This window comes from Roseococcus sp. GW821-FHT12F05, assembly GCF_058806835.1.
Genome location: NZ_JBXAQB010000019.1, coordinates 79248 through 93949 on the forward strand (window position 1 = coordinate 79248; position 14702 = coordinate 93949).

Below are 14702 nucleotides of genomic sequence, written 5' to 3' on the forward strand. Positions count from 1 at the left end.
CATGGATTGACTTTATCTCGCCCAGTAACTTTTGCGTGTCAGCAAGGCGAGGAATTCAACCATGGACGCGCAAGTCAACAAGCAAGAAATTCTTGCCGCCGCCTCCCGCCGCTCGGTCCTGGCCGCCGCAGCGGCCGCCGCGATCCTCCCCGCCATCGCCCCCGGCGCCGCCCGGGCCGCCGCCCCCGCCGGCGGCAACGCCGCCCGGATCGAGTGGGACCACTTCAAGGCCCGCTTCATGAGCCGCGAGGGTCGCGTCATCGACAACATGAACGGCAACGTCTCGCACTCCGAGGGACAGGGCTTCGCCATGCTCCTCGCGGTCCGCTTCGACGATCCCGACACCTTCCGCCGCCTGCTCGACTGGACGCGCGGCAACCTCTCCCGCCCCATGGACAGCCTCCATGCCTGGTGCTTCCGCCCCGGCGAGCCCGGCGGCCGGCCCGGCGACCGCAACAACGCCACCGATGGCGACCTCATGATCGCCTGGGCGCTGACCGAGGCCTCCGACAGATGGGGCCAGCCGGCGCTCCGCGCCCAGGCCGCCGCCACCGCCCGCGACATCCTCGCCCGCATGACCGTGCAGGTCGGCGAGCGGACCTACCTGCTGCCGGGCTGCCAGGGCTTCCTCGACCACACCACGCTGACCACCAATCCGAGCTACTACATCTACCCGGCGTTCCAGGCGCTGCGCGCGGTCGCGCCCTCGCCGCTCTGGGCGCAGCTCGAGGCGACCGGCCTGCGCCTCGCCCGCACCGCCCGCTTCGGCCGCTTCGGCCTGGTCGCCGACTGGGTCGCCGTCGCCCGCAACGGCTCCGGCCAGCCGGGCATCGCACCCAGCCAGCCGGCGCGCTTCTCCTACGACGCCTGCCGCGTGCCGCTCTACATGGTCTGGGGCGGCTTCGGCGCCGAGCCGATGGTCGAGGCCGCTTCCCGCTTCTGGCACGATCCTTCCCTGCGGCAGATGCCGGCCTGGACCGACCTGCGCACGGGCGTGACCTCCCCCTACGCCGCCGATCCCGGCATCGCCGCCATCGCCCGCCTCGCCGCCGAAAGCAGCGGCGGGCAGCGCCGCTCCTCCCGCGCCCAGGACGCCGCCATCCGCCCCGACGCCTATTATGCGAGCGTGCTGCGCCTCCTGGTCCGGTTGGCCACGGCCGACACCCAGGGCGACATGGTCATCGCCGCGCGCTGAGCGCGATCCGTCAGGCGAGGCGCGGGGACGGCGGATCGCCCTCGCCGCAAAACCGGGCGAAGTCGACAGGCGCTCGACAGGTCGACAATCGGGCCGCCTCTCAGCCCGGCCGGCCGTCGAGGGCGAGCCGGATCTTCTCCGCCAGCTCCCGCCGCCGGTACGGCTTCTGCAGGAGCATCACGCCCGGCTCCAGCCGGCCCTGCTGCATGATGGCGTTCTCGGTATAGCCGGAGGTGAACAGCACCGGCAGGCCGGGATGAGCCCGAACGGCCTCCCGCGCCAGCTCCTGGCCGTTCATGCCGCCGGGCATCACCACGTCGGTGAAGAGCAGGTCCGCCCCGCCCGCCGCGTGCAGCGCCGCCAGCGCCTCCTCGCCGTTGGCCGCCACGGTGACGCGGTAGCCGAGCTCCCGGAGCTGGCGCACGGCATGGGCCCGGACCAGCGGGTCGTCCTCGGCGAGCAGGATGTGTTCCTCCCCGCCCGGCAGGTGCTCGGCCTCCGGCTGCGGGGCGGTCCGCGCGCCGGGCGCCTCGGCGCGCGGGATGTACATCTTCACCGAGGTGCCGTGGCCCGGCTCCGAATAGATCTTCACATGGCCGTTCGACTGCTTCACGAAGCCGTAGACCATGGAGAGGCCGAGGCCGCTCCCCGCGCCCACCTCCTTGGTGGTGAAGAAGGGCTCGAAGGCCTGGGCCACGACCTCGGGCGTCATGCCGGTGCCCGTGTCCGTCACCGCCACCATGACATACTCGCCCGGCGCCACCTCCTCGGTCATGGCGTAGGCGCCGTCGAAGGTCACGTTCTCCGTCTCGATCACCACCCGGCCGCCTGATGGCATCGCGTCCCGCGCGTTGAGGCAGAGGTTGAGCACCGCGTTCTCCAGCTGCGGCGGGTCGATCAGCGCGTTCCACAGTCCGGGCGCCGCCATGATCACCAGTTCGACCTCGCCGCCCAGCGTCCGGCGCAGCATCTGCACCAGCGAGGCCAGCAGCTGGTTCACGTCCACCGTCTTGGGGTCGAGCGCCTGGCGCCGCGAGAAGGCGAGGAGGCGGCTCGTCAGCGCCGCCCCTCGCTCGGCCGCCGCGACCACGACCGAGGCCATGCCCCGGAGCGCCTCGTCGCCATTTGGTCCGGGGCCGAGGCTGTCCACCAGCATCTCGGCATTGCCGAGGATGACCGTCAGCAGGTTGTTGAAGTCGTGCGCGACGCCGCCGGTGAGCTGGCCCACCGCCTCCATGCGCTGCGCCTGGCGCAGCTTGCCCTCCAGCGCCACGCGCTCGGTGATGTCGGCGTTGACGGCGAGCACCGCCCGCGGCGTGCCGTCCTCGTGGCGCAGCAGGGTCCAGTTGGCATCGATGACGAGGCGGATGCCGTCCTTGCGGCGCTGCTCGAGCCGGCCCTCCCAGAAGCCGTCCTCCAGCAGCAGCGCCGTCGCGGCCCTGTACCCACCCGTCTCGACATAGAGCATCTCCGTGACGATGCGGCCGAGGACCTCCTCGCGCGTCCAGCCGTAGATGCGCTCGGCGCTGCGGTTCCAGTAGAGGATGCGCTGGTCGAGGCCACGGACGATGATGGCGTCGCGCGCCTGGGCCAGCATCTGTGCCTGCTGCTCGAGCTGCGTCTGCGCGAGCCGGCGCTCGGTCACGTCGCGCTCGACGGCGACCCAATGGGTGAACCACCCCGTCGCGTCGGCGACCGGGGTGATGTCCATGTCGAGCCAGAACTCCTCGCCGCCCTTCTTGTAGTTCAGCAGCTCCGTGCGGACGGGCTTCCACTGCTCCAGCGCGGCCACGATGCGGTCGAGCTCCCGCCGCGAGGTGCCGGGGCCCTGCAGGATCCGCGGCGTCCGGCCGATGACCTCCTCCGGCCTGTAGCCGGTCATGCGCTCGAAGGCCGGGTTCACGAAGACGATGCGCGGGCCCGGCTCGCGGATCGGCTCGGCCTCGGTGATCATGATGATGTCGTTGAGGTTGGCGACCGCCGTCTCCAGCAGGCGCAGCCGCTCCTCGCGGCGGTGCCCCTCGCTCACGTCGCGGAACCAGACGGTGATGCCCCCGCGCGAGGGGTAGACGGCGACGGTGAACCAGGCGTCGTAGGGCGCGTAGCGGAAGTCGAAGCGCTCCGTCTCGCGCGTCTGCGCGACGCGGCGGAAGCGCTCGCCGATCTCGCTGTCGACGAGGTCGGGCCAGAGGTCCCACACCCGCTGGCCGACCAGTTCGCTGCCTTCCGGCCGCATCAGCTTCTCGGCGGTGGCATTCGCGTAGGCGAAGCGCCAGTCCCGGTCCAGCGTGTAGAAGCCGTCGGCGATGCTCTCGAAGGTGGCGCGGAGGTCGGCCGCCAGCTCGCGCGCGGCGTTCTCCGCCTCGATGCGCTCCGTCAGGTCCCAGGCAGCGACCATCCCGGCCCGGCGCCCATGATACTCGATGACCTGGGAGCGGATCTGCACGAGGCGGATCTCGCCGGACTTCGTGCGGTGGCGCCAGGGTCCGCTCTTCGAGAAGCCCTCGCGCGTGGTGACCATGTCCAGGAGTGCCGCTTCGCGGTCCTCCCCGGGCCGGATGTCGAGCGAGGTCATGCGGAGAAACTCCTCGCGCGACCAGCCGTATTCCAGGATCGCCGTCTGGTTCACCTCCAGGAATTGCAGCGTCTCCTTGTCGTAGACCCACATGGGCGTCGGATGCCGCTCGAAGAAGTGGCGGAAGGAAGCCTCGCTCTCCGCCAGCGCCATAGCCTCGGCCTTGCGCGCGGTGACGTCGCGGCGGATCGCGACCCAATGGGAAAACCAGCCCGCCTGATCGAACAGCGGGGCAATGCTGATCTCGGCCCAGAAGACGCTGCCGTCGCGGCGGCGGTTCCTCGCCTCGCGGTGGACGATGCGGCCCTCCAGCAGCTCCTCGTGGATGCGGTCGTCGAAATCCGGCTGAGGGTCGGGCGGTGCGAGGATGGAGGTGCGCTGGCCGATAATCTCCTCGCGCGTGTAGCCGGTCATGCGCAGGAAGGCCTCGTTCACGTAGCGGATGGTCGGGCCCTGGCCCTCCACATGGTCCGTGCCGCCGATGAGGACGGCGTCGTCCGTCACCTCCGCCGCGCGCCGGAACAGCTCCGTCTCCTCCAGGTCGCGCAGGCGGCGCAGCAGCGGGCGCATCGTGCTGGCGGCCTCGGCCAGCAGGTCCCGCATGGCCGGCACGTCGCCCATCTCCTCGCCGAAGCCGACCGCCATCGCGTATTTCTCGTCGCCGGCGAGGATCGGCGTGATGATCTGCGAGACGGCGCCGTGCTCGGCGTTCAGCCGCATCCCCGGATAGCGGTCCAGCAGGGCGGAATCGAAGCGCTCGAAGACGAGCTGCGCCTCGGTGCGGATCGCCCGGCCGCTCGCGGACCTCTCGAGCGTCATGCCGATGTCCCGCAGGCGCGCGAGATAGCGTTCGTCCACGATCCCGCCGCGGCCCTGCCCTCCCACGACCTGCAGCCGCCGCCCGTCGGGCGCCAAGCGATAGAGCAGGCATACCAGCGCGCCGGCCGATTCGCGGACGGCCGACATGGCGCCGTCGATCGCCGCCTTGAAGCCGCCGGCGCCGGCCGTCGCCTCGAGCAGACGCTCGCGCAGCTCGGAATGCCGGCCCTCGCGCCGCCGGGCCGCGAGTTCGCGCCGTAGCTCCAGCTCGTCGATGACGATGGCCGCAAGGTCGGCGAGGGCGTCGCGCTCCGCCGGGGTGAAGTCCGCGCGCGGCTCCCGGTCCAGCACGCAGAGCGAGCCGAGCGCATGGCCGTCCGGCGTCAGGAGCGGCACGCCGGCGTAGAAGCGGATATGGGGCGGACCGAGCACGAAGGGATTGTCCGCAAAGCGCGGATCGAGGGCCGCGTCGCGCACGAGGCAGGGCTCCCGCCCCTCTACCGTGATGTTGCAGAAGGCGGCGGCGCGCGGCGTCTCGGCGAGGTCGACGCCGATCCGTGCCTTGAACCATTGCCGCTCGGCGTCGACGAAGGAGATGAGCGCCATGGGCACGCGGAAGAACTGGGCCGCGAGCCGCGCGACCCGGTCATAGGCGGCTTCCGGCAGGGTATCGAGCACGGCGTAGCGATGCAGGGCCTCGATCCGGGCGGCCTCCTGGGATGGGGCGTCGGCTTCCGTCCTCAAGCGATGGCTCCCGCGCTCTCCTGGTCCCGGGGCCGTCCCTTCATGGCACCCTCCGCCGCGTCGTTTTTCCCTGGAACGACAGGCTATACCCTGACCTTGCGGTGTCCAGGCAAATCCCCCTCGGGAGATGCGTCCGGAAGGCGGGCCGGCCGCCCTTCGCTGCGCCGCGAACGAAGGAGGGTGCCAGGATTGGACCGGGATTCCGTGCGGGCGCTGGTCGCCCTGCTGACGGGGCTGCGGCGGGAGCGGCGGCAGCGGAGCGGGCTCGACGCCGCGCTCGTGCCGCCGGATGCCGACGCGGCCTACCGCATCGCCGCGCGCGTGGAGGCGGAGCTCGGCTGGCGGCGGCTCGGCTGGAAGATCGCGGCCACGCGGCCGGAGATGCAGCGGGCGCTGCGCGCGACCTCGCCGATCTACGGCCGGGTCTACGAGCCCTTCCTGCTCCCCTCGCCCGCTGCCATGGACTTCGCGCCGCTGCTGCATCCGCTGCCGGAATGCGAGTACATGGTCCGCCTCGCGCACGACCTGCCGCCGCGCGCCCGCCCCTACGCGCAGGACGAGCTGCGCGAGGCGGTCGCCTCCGTCTCGCCCGGCATCGAGGTCGCCGAATGCCGCTTCGTGCCGGATGCCACCTTCCCGCCGCTGGAAGCGATCCTGGCGGACGGCGCCGGATCCGGCACGCTCGTCCTCGGCGCGCCGATCGAGGACTGGGCGGCGCGCGACATCCCCGGGCAGGCGATCGTGCTGCGGGTGGACGGCGTGGAGCGCCGGCGCGGCACGGCGCGCGAGGCGCTCGGCCATCCGCTGGAGCCGCTGACCTGGCTCGCGAACGAGCTCTCGCGCACCGGCATCGGGCTGCGCGCCGGCGAGGTGGTGAGCACGGGCACCTGCACCGGCATGCTGAAGGCCCGCGCAGGCGAGGAGCACGTGGCCGATTACGGCCCCTTCGGCGAGGTGCGCGTGCGGTTCCTGACCTAATCGAGCCCGATCTTGCCCTGCGCCCAATAGGCCTTGGCCTTCACCCGCGACGATGCGACGCCGGCGGCTTTCAGGGCCCGGCTCACGCGCTGGATCGACGAGGCCTTGCCCGTGAGAACGACATGCGCGCCGCTGGCGGCCAGGCGCGACACCTCGGCTTCGGCCGCCGCGAGATGGGCGTCGTCGGCGAGGCGCTCGATCAGCCTCGCCTGGCCGAGGCCGATCGCCTCCAGCACCGGCCGCGACTCCGCGACATCCGACACCTCGAACACAGGGATGGCGCCGGCCCCCTGCGGGCTGTCGAGCAGCGCCGCCGCCAGGCCGAACGAGGTCTCGTCGCCGAACAGGACCACCGGCGCCTCCAGGCCGGACAGATCGAGCGAGCGGCGCGGACCGAAGAACCGGCAGGTGTCGCCTTCGCGCAGGCCGCTGGCCCATCGGCTGCCGGGGCCATCGCCATGCGCGAAGGCGAGCAGGCGCGTCCTGCCGCTCCCGGCGTCCCACGACATCGGCGTGTAGGTCCGCGCGCTCAGGCCCGAACCCATCGAGACCTGGAGCTTCTGGCCCGCCGCCCAGGCGATGTTCCTGAGCGCTTCGCCTTCCAGCTCGGCCAGCCGAAAGCGCGGCGATAGCGCCTCGACTGCGGCAACGCGCGCAGGCCGCATCAGCCACCGCAGCAATGTCCGCGTGACGGGACCCGGCGGGGCGGGCGGCCGCGGCCCGTCGGCGGGGTGGGTCAAGGATCCGCTCCCGGAGCTCTCGGCATCGGGGCCCATGCGGATCACGCCGTCCTGACGGTGAGCTCGTTGCCGCGCCCGGGATCGAACGACAGCGGTAGCGAGAGATAGCCGTTCCGAGGATCGCGGACGTGGTCGATATAGCCGCCCGTCCCGGCGAACGCATTCTCGCCGATGACGATCGCGCCGGGCTTCAGGTGAGGCTCCAGCAGCTTCAGGACGGGCAGATAGAGCGTGAAGGCGCCATCGAGCATCGCCATGTCGATATCGCCGCCGACGCCGGGCCGGAGGGTTTCCCGCGCGTCGCCGACCCGGAGCTCGACGAGGTCGGCGAGCCCGGCGGCCGCGAGATTCGCCTGCGCCCGCCCGGCCTTGCCGGGTTCCAGCTCGGTGCCGATCAGGACGCCGCCGCCCATGTCGCGCAGCGCCGCCGCCATGTAGATGGCGGAAATCCCCATCGATGAGCCGAACTCGACGATGCGCCTGGCCTTGCAGCTCCGCGCGCACATGTAGAGAAAGCGCCCGAACTCCGGCGAGACGCTCAGGAAATGGGCGGCGTAACCCCGATACAGCCCCGTCAGATCCCTGTTCTCAGCCTCGACAACCTGGGCCATCGCCTGTTCGACACTGGTCATCTCGTTCGCATAGGCCTGCATCAGCGGCGCATCGGCCGCTTCCGCTTCCCGATGAAGGCGCTCGAGAACCTCCGCGACCCGGCCGCTGCTGAGTGAATCCATGTTTCGGGCTCCTTGGGATGCGCGCGCCGGATGTCGGCGTCGGAGCCAGGATACGGAAGCGCCTACCTGACCGCATTCGGCAAACGAGACAAAATATTGCGATTTCCGGTCAGCGCCGCGAGGGGTCCTGCCCCCGGCCCGACCGCTGGACGGCGATCAGGCGGCGATGCGGCGTTCCGCCAGATACCGGGCGGGCGGCTTGCCTAGGGCCTTGCGGAACATCGTGACGAAGGCGCTCGCGCCCTCGTAGCCGAGATCGAGCGCCACGGCCTGGACCGACGCCCCCTGGTCGAGGCGCTGCAGCGCAACGAGGATGTGGAGCTGCTGGCGCCAGCGGCCGAAGCTCATGCCGGTCTCGCGCTTCAGGGCGCGCGTCAGGGTTCGCGGGGCGACGGCCATGCGCCGGCCCCACCCGTCGATCGTCGCGCGGTCGGAGGGATCGGCCATCAGGGCGGCGGCGATCCTGCGCAGCCTGGCGTCGACCGGCATCGGGAAGTTCAGCCTCTCGACGGGCGCCTGCGACAGCTGGTCGAGCAGCACCGTGGCGAGCCGGCCGTCGGCGCCGTCGACATCGTACAGGACCGGCATCCGGGTGACGTGCAGCAGCAGACGCTCCAGCAATGGCGAGACCGACAGCGTGCAGCATTGCCCGGGCAGCGCCGGCGCTGCGTCCGGCTCGACGAACAGGAGATAGACCTCGACGTCTCCGGCGGCGGTCACGCTGTGGGGAAGGCCGCCGGGAATCCACACGGCGCAGCGCGGCGGCACGATCCAGACGCTGCTGCCGGCCTCGCACCTGACGACGCCACGCAGGGTCAGGATCAGCTGGGCCTTCCGATGCTCGTGAACGGGCATCTCCACGCCCTTGGTGAACATGTCGAACCCGACGGCGGCGATGGCGCGGGGCACGTCCTCGGGATCGAAATCATCGTCGGGGCGAAGATCGTCTTCGTTGAGCCGGTAGAAGGGCATGGCGGGTGACGATCGATCCGGATGCGATGGGCTGGATCGAAGGATATCAGTCCGCGATTGCGACTTCCAACACGGAAGACCCGTTCCGGCCGGCCGGCGTCAGCGCCGTGGCAGCGGGGCGCCAGCGATCGCGCGCCGGGATGCCGAAGGCGTGACGGGTGCCTGGCGCTTCCGCCTGCGGCACGCCGACCTCGCTCTCAGGCCCGCCGAGACCGTTGGACCTGCCCCGGCCAGGTGGGTTGCGCACGGGATCCGTCGCGATCTGCACGTGCAGCTCCGAGGCCCTGATGCGGGCGGCGGCCCGCTGGGCTTCCGACAGCCTGCCGCAGTCCCGGCGCTCCTTCGCCTCGTCGGTCTGATTCGCCTCGGCATGGCCCGTGGACACGACCACGATCCTCCAGGCGCAGGCCTGCATGGGGTCCGCGACGATGCCCTCCTGGTGTCCCCGGATCGCGGCCTCGCCCGCCGGGCCGGCCAGCTGGTAGGCGACGTTCCGCTGGCCCTGCAGCTCGCCGGCGCGGGCGCGCAGATAGTCGCGCACGAACTCCTGGCGGTTCAGCTCGCACCAGCGCCGCGCCTCCGTCTCCGTGGCCACGCAGGGACGCAGATGGTTCTCCGCCTCGCGCCGGACCCTGGCGGTGGCATCCCCCTGTGCGAAGGCGGGCGCTGCGACAAGGGCAAGGAGCACGGCAGCGAGGCGCATGAGGCGTTCATCCGGGGAGGCTCGGCATCGTGGCGCATCCCGTCCGCATCGTCCATGCGGTAGAATGGGTGTGTTCAGCTCCTGCCGCGGGATTTCGCGCAGGGCCGCGGCGCCTCACTTCCGTGCGGCGGGCGACGAGAAGACGCTGGCGATGCGCGTGGTACCCGTCCCGCGCCGATCACGCCTCAGCCGGCGTCCTTCGGCGTTGCCGTGGTGGAGGTGTTGGGCGGGTTCGCCCAGGCCATCACGATGTTGTCGCCGTAGTTGAAGTGCTCGAGCTTGCGCTGCACGAAGCGCCCGGTCCGCTTCCCGTTCGCGCCAGGGAAAGGCCAGTAGGGCTCCATGCACATGACGTCGTCGCCGCCGAGACTCCAGATCACGTTCATGTGCGCGAAGCCCGTGACGTGCTTGAAGGCGATGCAGACGGGCTTGCTGCCGAGCGGCAGGCTCGTCAGCTCCGGATCCGGGGTCGCATGGACCTTCGTGCTCATCTTCAGCCGCTGGTCCTGCGACCAGAGATTGGCGAGATAGTCGCCGATCAGCGCGCCATTGGCGTCCACACTGCGCCAGTAGATCTTGATGATCTCCTGCTGAGTCCAGGAGGGTCGGCCGCCGGTGTCCTGCTTGAGGAACCAGGCCAGGCACGCGGCCCAGCAGGAATTCTCGTGCAGCTGGCCGATGCTCGGTGTGGTCGTGTAGTCCGCCATGACGCTCTCCTGTGGGATGCCCCGGCTCATTCCGGCATACGAAGCATCACATCCTGGAGGCGACGCGCTCAAACCACGACGCGTCGCATCCGTTGTAGATCTGTCGCATGTGTCGCGCGACGGCGGAGCCCTCAGCCCGCGTCCTTCGGCGTCGCCGTGGTGGAGGTGTTGGGCGGGTTCGCCCAGGCCATCACGATGTTGTCACCGTAGTTGAAGTGCTCGAGCTTGCGCTGCACGAAGCGCCCGGTCCGCTTCCCGTTCGCGCCGGGATGGGGCCAGTAGGGCTCCATGCACATGACGTCGTCGCCGCCGAGGCCCCAGATCACGTTCATGTGCGCGAAGCCCGTGATGTGCTTGAAGGCGATGCAGACCGGCTTGCTGCCGAGCGGCAGGCTCGTCAGCTCCGGATCCGGGGTCGGATGCACCCGCGTGCTCATCTTCAGCCGCTGGTCCTGCGACCAGAGATTGGCGAGATAGTCGCCGAACAGCGCGCCGTTGGTGTCCACGTTGTTCCGGAATTCGCGGATGATGTCCTGCTGCGACCAGGACGGACGCCCGCCGGTGTCCTGCTTGAGGAACCAGGCCAGGCTGGCCGCCCAGCAGGAATTCTCGTGCAGCTGACCGATGCTCGGCGTGGTCGTGTAGTCCGCCATGATGATGCCCTTTCCGGGAATGTCCCGGCCCATCCCGGTGGATGCGCAGATGCCATCGAAGAAGCGGGCGGTTCAAACGGAGAAGGGTCGTGTTCGTTGCGGGACCGTCGCGTCTGTCGCGACCTTCCAACCGTGGGTCAGGGCATGACCTGGCTGAGGCGTCCGCCCTGGCGGAGCGGCGCCACGCGGGTGGCCAGCCCGGTCGCATCGTCGGTCTCCACGAAGAGGCCGCAGAGCGTCGCCTCGCCCTCCGCCGGCGCCAGCCGCTCGCCCGGCATTTTCCTCCAGAAGCGCAGCGCGGCACCGCCCTTCTGCATGCCGATCACGCTGTCGAAATCGCCGCACATGCCCGCATCGGTCTGGTAGGCGGTGCCGCCTGGGAGGATCTGGTGATCGGCCGTCGGCACATGGGTGTGCGTGCCGACGACGAGGCTCGCCATGCCGTCGAAGGAATGGCCGAAGGCCTGCTTCTCGCTGGTCGCCTCGCAATGCACGTCGAGGATCGTGGCCTGCACGCTGCGGCCGAGCGGGTGCTTCGCGAGCTCCGCCTGGATGGCGCGGAAGGGATCGTCCAGCGGATCCATGAAGAGCCGGCCCATGGCGTTCACCACCAGCGCGCGGCGGTTGCCAGGCACCTCCACCACGACGGCGCCATGGCCCGGCGTGCCCGGCGGGAAGTTGATCGGCCGGATGACGCGCCGCTCCTCCTCCAGGTAGGGGATGATCTCGCGCCGGTCCCAGGCATGGTTGCCCAGCGTGATGACGTCGGCGCCCGCGGCCAGGAAGGCGCGCGCCATGTCGGGCGAGAGGCCGAAGCCGTGGCTGGCGTTCTCGCCGTTCACCACCACGAGGTCGAGCGCCAGCTGCGCGCGCAGGCCGGGCACGCGCTCCACGAAGGCGTCGCGGCCCGAGCGTCCCACGATGTCGCCGAGAAAGAGAATCCTCACGGGCGGATCAGCCCCCGCTCGGTGGCGACAGCGTGGAGCAGCACGTCATGCGGGCCGATGGGCACTTCCGGAACCTCCTGTGCGGCATAGGCGACGCCGATCGCGACGGCACCGGGCAGCAGCGCCAGCGTGCGGTCGTAATAGCCGCCGCCATAGCCGAGCCGGGCGCCGCGCCGGTCGAAGGCGAGCAGCGGCACGATGAGCCAGTCGGGCGCCACGGCCTCGCCCTCCGCCGGATGCTGTGTCCCGAACACGCCACGCGCCATGTCCGTCCCCGGTGCCCAGGAACGAAAAACGAGCGGCTGGCCGCGCGGCGTGGTGACGGGCAGCGCGATGCGGTGGCCGCGTGCGTGGAGCGCCTCCAGCAGCGGGCGCGTGTCGATCTCCTCGCCCATGGGCCAGAAGCCACCGATCAGCGCAGCGGGCGGCGGCGGGGCCTCGCGCAGGATCACGTCGCGCAGCGCCTCGCCGGCGCCGGGCACGGCCTCGCGGGCCGCCAGCGCCGTGGCGCGCGCATCCGCCTTGCGGGCCAGGAGAGGAAGGGGCGTCGGCATGGGGCGCGGTGATACGCCAAAACCCGGCTGGCTGGCGAGCCGGGTGCCCTTGCATGCTCACGGATGTGAACCACGGGGAATCCCGCATTGAGACAGTGGCAAGGTGTCGCCAGCTTACACGCAGGAGGCGAAACGCGCGGAGAATCCGCACACCCGCCTCCGGTTTCAACAACGCGTCACCGGCTCTCCGGTACGAAGGAATCGTATCGCGTGTTTCGCAAGCTTCTCCGGGAGGGGGTGGAGCGCATCAGCGGCGCCCTCTTCGACTGGTCCGGCGGAGAATACGTCACCGGGGGCCAACGCTTCCGTGTGCCTCCCGACCTGACGACGCGCCGCTTCCGCGGGCGCTTCCCGCTCGGCCTCTACGAGCTTCCCGAGCGGCTGCTGCTCTGGCGCTACCTGCGCCGGGGCGCGACCGTGCTGGAGCTCGGCGGCTGCCTCGGCGTGACCTCCTGCCTGGTGAATGCGCGCCTGCGCGATCCCCGTCGCCATGTGGTGGTGGAGGCCAATCCGGCGCTGCTGCCCTGGCTCGAGGCCAACCGCGCCCGCAACGGCGCGCAGTTCCGGGTGGTGGACGGCGTCGTCGGCCGCAGCGAGCGCGAGCGCCCTTTCTGGGCCGCCGAGGCGATCGTCTCCGGCAGCGCCAGCGTCTGCCATGCCGGCAGCCGGCCCGTGCCGGTGCGGGAGCGGCGGCTGGAGGCGCTGGAGGCGCGCCTGGGCCTGAACTTCGACACGGTGCTGCTGGACATCGAGGGCGGCGAGGCGGAGTTCCTGCGCAACCATCCCGGCCTGCTGGCGCGGGCGCGGCTCGTGCTGGTGGAGTTCCATCCCCGCTTCATCGGCGAGGCGGCCTGCGCCGAGGGCCGGGCGGCGCTGGCGGCGGCAGGCCTCGTGCGGCGCGCCCGGGTCGGTCTCGCCGAGGCCTGGACGCGGCCGCGCGCGGCGCGGGTCAAAGTGGGAAGTGCGAAACCACCCTGGCCGTTGGCACATGCATCCTCCCAAGGCCTGCCATAAGCAGGTGGGCACCAGGTAGCTGGACCAAGATCCAGCCAGCGCCAGTTCCCGGGAGATGCGTATTGGCCCTGGGGATGTCTTGCCGGACGCACCGGGCAGTCTCGCCCGCTACAGGTAGGGCTTCGGCGGCTTCAGCACAAGGAAGCCGATGGCGCTTCCGGGATTACGGCTTCTCGATCGCGCCCGTGATGTTCTCGATGCGCTCGGCGATGCGCGCGAGCCGCTCGGCGAGTCGGGGATCAGGCTCCGGCGGCACCGGCAGCAGGCCCGAGCCCTGCGCGGCGGCCGTGGCCGCGCCCTGGCTGCGCAGCCTTGCCAGGTCGATGCGCAGGTCCGCCGCCTCGTCCGCGAAGAGCAGCGCCACGTGCAGCAGCATCCGCGCCTCGGAGAACTGCCCGCCCATGGAGCGGATGACGCGCACCTTCTCCTCGAGCTGCGCGACGAGGTCCGAGACGTGCTCCTCCTCGCCATCCTTGCAGCCGATGGTGTGGTTGTAGCCGTTCACGCGCACGTTGACCTGGCCCATCGGAATCCTCCCTGCCTTCAAGTATGGCGCGTTCAAGTCTCGCCGCCGGCCTCGTCGCCGAGGAGCGCGCGCAGCCGCGCCAGCGCCTCGTCGAGCCGCGCGGCCAGCCGCTCCACCTCGGCCCGGGGGACCATGTCGGCGGGCATAGGCTCGGCGGGCAGCTCGGCGGCCGGCGCCGGTTCCGGCATCGCGGCGAAGCGGGCCTCCAGGGCCTCCGCCAGCCGTTCCAGCGCGATCTCCAGCCGCTCGGCGGCGAGGAGGGTGATGTCGTCTGAGCTCAAATCCGACTCCTGCCGGCGCGCTGGACGGAGCGGCGCGGCGCATGGGAAAGCGTTGACATGCAGGACTGCCAGGGTCAACCGCGGGCCGTCGTCGTGCGACCGCGCGCGGTGATAGTGCACAGCGCGGAAGAGGTGGGCGCGGTGCTCGCGCTGGCCCCGATGGGAGGGCATGGCCGGCCCGTGGCGCTGCTCTCCGCGCCAGGCGCTGCCGGTTACATGGGCCTCGCGGGCTTCCGGGCGATCCTCGACGTGCATGGCGCCTTCGCGCTCGGCATCCTGGATGCCGCCGATGCGCCGGGCCATGCGTTGGCGGCGCTGAAGGCGGGATTCGCGACGGTCGTGCTGTCGCCGGAGGTGCCGGCCTTCCCAGGCCTCGCAAGGATCGCCGCGGCCATGGGCGCGCGGCTGCTGGAGGCGCCGCCCCCGGCGCTGGACCTGGCGCGCGTGAACCTGAAAAAGCCCCAGGGCCGCCGGCATCTGGCCGGCTGGCTGGGCCTTCCGGACCCCGGCGAACTGCCTTAATCACCGCCCGAACGCCGCACATCGAAAGGGAAACGCCC

14 protein-coding genes, 1 other RNA gene and 1 pseudogene are annotated in these 14702 nt (G+C 71.1%); 4 read left to right on the forward strand and 12 right to left on the reverse strand.

From position 1 onward, the window contains the following. The first annotated feature begins 61 nt into the window (after nt 1-61). Nucleotides 62-1195 (forward strand): family 8 glycosyl hydrolase, encoded by a 1134-nt coding sequence (locus AC1ROY_RS30400; RefSeq protein WP_493152692.1) that lies wholly within the window; start codon nt 62-64, stop codon nt 1193-1195. A 100-nt stretch (nt 1196-1295) separates the two neighbouring features. Here AC1ROY_RS30400 and AC1ROY_RS30405 read toward each other — a convergent pair whose 3' ends face one another. Continuing rightward, nucleotides 1296-5333, reverse strand: coding sequence for a PAS domain S-box protein (locus tag AC1ROY_RS30405; RefSeq protein WP_493152693.1), 4038 nt, complete (start codon nt 5331-5333; stop codon nt 1296-1298). A 189-nt stretch (nt 5334-5522) separates the two neighbouring features. Here AC1ROY_RS30405 and AC1ROY_RS30410 point away from each other — a divergent pair, with 189 nt between their 5' ends. After that, nucleotides 5523-6311 (forward strand): 2-keto-4-pentenoate hydratase, encoded by a 789-nt coding sequence (locus AC1ROY_RS30410; RefSeq protein ID WP_493152694.1) that lies wholly within the window; start codon nt 5523-5525, stop codon nt 6309-6311. Here the strand turns inward: AC1ROY_RS30410 and AC1ROY_RS30415 are convergent. From AC1ROY_RS30415 to AC1ROY_RS30450, 8 genes are all read right to left on the reverse strand, one after another. Then, complete coding sequence (locus AC1ROY_RS30415) at nt 6308-7051, reverse strand: siderophore-interacting protein (RefSeq protein ID WP_493152695.1); 744 nt, start codon at nt 7049-7051, stop codon at nt 6308-6310. The genes AC1ROY_RS30410 and AC1ROY_RS30415 overlap by 4 nt on opposite strands. A 41-nt stretch (nt 7052-7092) precedes the next feature. Further along, nucleotides 7093-7785 (reverse strand): O-methyltransferase, encoded by a 693-nt coding sequence (locus AC1ROY_RS30420; protein WP_493152696.1) that lies wholly within the window; start codon nt 7783-7785, stop codon nt 7093-7095. A 156-nt stretch (nt 7786-7941) separates the two neighbouring features. Beyond that, nucleotides 7942-8757 carry an AraC family transcriptional regulator gene (locus tag AC1ROY_RS30425; RefSeq protein WP_493152697.1) on the reverse strand — a complete coding sequence of 272 codons (816 nt, stop codon included), beginning with the start codon at nt 8755-8757 and terminating at the stop codon, nt 7942-7944. A gap of 46 nt (nt 8758-8803) precedes the next feature. Next, the gene (locus tag AC1ROY_RS30430; RefSeq protein ID WP_493152698.1) at nt 8804-9460 is read right to left on the reverse strand and encodes a hypothetical protein; all 657 of its coding nucleotides are present in this window, start codon (nt 9458-9460) and stop codon (nt 8804-8806) included. 185 nt (nt 9461-9645) lie between these two features. Continuing rightward, entirely contained in the window at nt 9646-10167 is a 522-nt protein-coding gene (locus AC1ROY_RS30435; RefSeq protein WP_493152699.1) for a hypothetical protein, read from the reverse strand. A 131-nt stretch (nt 10168-10298) separates the two neighbouring features. After that, nucleotides 10299-10820, reverse strand: coding sequence for a hypothetical protein (locus AC1ROY_RS30440; protein WP_493152700.1), 522 nt, complete (start codon nt 10818-10820; stop codon nt 10299-10301). A 137-nt stretch (nt 10821-10957) separates the two neighbouring features. After that, on the reverse strand, nt 10958-11767 hold the full coding sequence (locus tag AC1ROY_RS30445; protein ID WP_493152701.1) for a TIGR00282 family metallophosphoesterase: 810 nt from the start codon (nt 11765-11767) through the stop codon (nt 10958-10960). After that, nucleotides 11764-12321: a 5-formyltetrahydrofolate cyclo-ligase gene (locus AC1ROY_RS30450; protein WP_493152702.1), complete on the reverse strand. Its 558-nt coding sequence runs from the start codon at nt 12319-12321 to the stop codon at nt 11764-11766. The genes AC1ROY_RS30445 and AC1ROY_RS30450 overlap by 4 nt, the downstream gene beginning before the upstream one ends. Before the next feature lie 459 nt (nt 12322-12780). On the opposite strand from AC1ROY_RS30450, the pseudogene AC1ROY_RS30455 reads away from it, so the two are divergent. Then, a pseudogene (locus AC1ROY_RS30455) lies at nt 12781-13089 on the forward strand (class I SAM-dependent methyltransferase); the annotation flags it as partial. A 194-nt stretch (nt 13090-13283) separates the two neighbouring features. Here AC1ROY_RS30455 and ssrS read toward each other — a convergent pair. The 3 genes from ssrS to AC1ROY_RS30470 form a co-directional block, all read right to left on the reverse strand. Beyond that, a non-coding RNA gene (ssrS, locus tag AC1ROY_RS30460) (6S RNA) lies at nt 13284-13440 on the reverse strand. A 58-nt stretch (nt 13441-13498) separates the two neighbouring features. After that, nucleotides 13499-13861: a cell division protein ZapA gene (locus AC1ROY_RS30465; RefSeq protein WP_493152703.1), complete on the reverse strand. Its 363-nt coding sequence runs from the start codon at nt 13859-13861 to the stop codon at nt 13499-13501. A gap of 32 nt (nt 13862-13893) precedes the next feature. Beyond that, a complete protein-coding gene (locus tag AC1ROY_RS30470; RefSeq protein ID WP_493152704.1) occupies nt 13894-14142 on the reverse strand; it encodes a hypothetical protein in 249 nt (82 codons plus the stop codon). 108 nt (nt 14143-14250) lie between these two features. On the opposite strand from AC1ROY_RS30470, the gene AC1ROY_RS30475 reads away from it, so the two are divergent. Continuing rightward, nucleotides 14251-14664: a hypothetical protein gene (locus AC1ROY_RS30475; RefSeq protein ID WP_493152705.1), complete on the forward strand. Its 414-nt coding sequence runs from the start codon at nt 14251-14253 to the stop codon at nt 14662-14664. Nucleotides 14665-14702 lie beyond the last annotated feature (38 nt).

What these genes read in the sequence shown, in the direction of transcription:
- AC1ROY_RS30450 (WP_493152702.1), bottom strand. Translation starts at nt 12,321, where the DNA reads ATGCCGACGCCCCTTCCTCTCCTGGCCCGCAAGGCGGATGCGCGCGCC.
- AC1ROY_RS30400 (WP_493152692.1), top strand. Translation starts at nt 62, where the DNA reads ATGGACGCGCAAGTCAACAAGCAAGAAATTCTTGCCGCCGCCTCCCGC.
- AC1ROY_RS30440 (WP_493152700.1), bottom strand. Translation starts at nt 10,820, where the DNA reads ATGGCGGACTACACGACCACGCCGAGCATCGGTCAGCTGCACGAGAAT.
- AC1ROY_RS30430 (WP_493152698.1), bottom strand. Translation starts at nt 9,460, where the DNA reads ATGCGCCTCGCTGCCGTGCTCCTTGCCCTTGTCGCAGCGCCCGCCTTC.
- AC1ROY_RS30465 (WP_493152703.1), bottom strand. Translation starts at nt 13,861, where the DNA reads ATGGGCCAGGTCAACGTGCGCGTGAACGGCTACAACCACACCATCGGC.
- AC1ROY_RS30425 (WP_493152697.1), bottom strand. Translation starts at nt 8,757, where the DNA reads ATGCCCTTCTACCGGCTCAACGAAGACGATCTTCGCCCCGACGATGAT.
- AC1ROY_RS30435 (WP_493152699.1), bottom strand. Translation starts at nt 10,167, where the DNA reads ATGGCGGACTACACGACCACACCGAGCATCGGCCAGCTGCACGAGAAT.
- AC1ROY_RS30420 (WP_493152696.1), bottom strand. Translation starts at nt 7,785, where the DNA reads ATGGATTCACTCAGCAGCGGCCGGGTCGCGGAGGTTCTCGAGCGCCTT.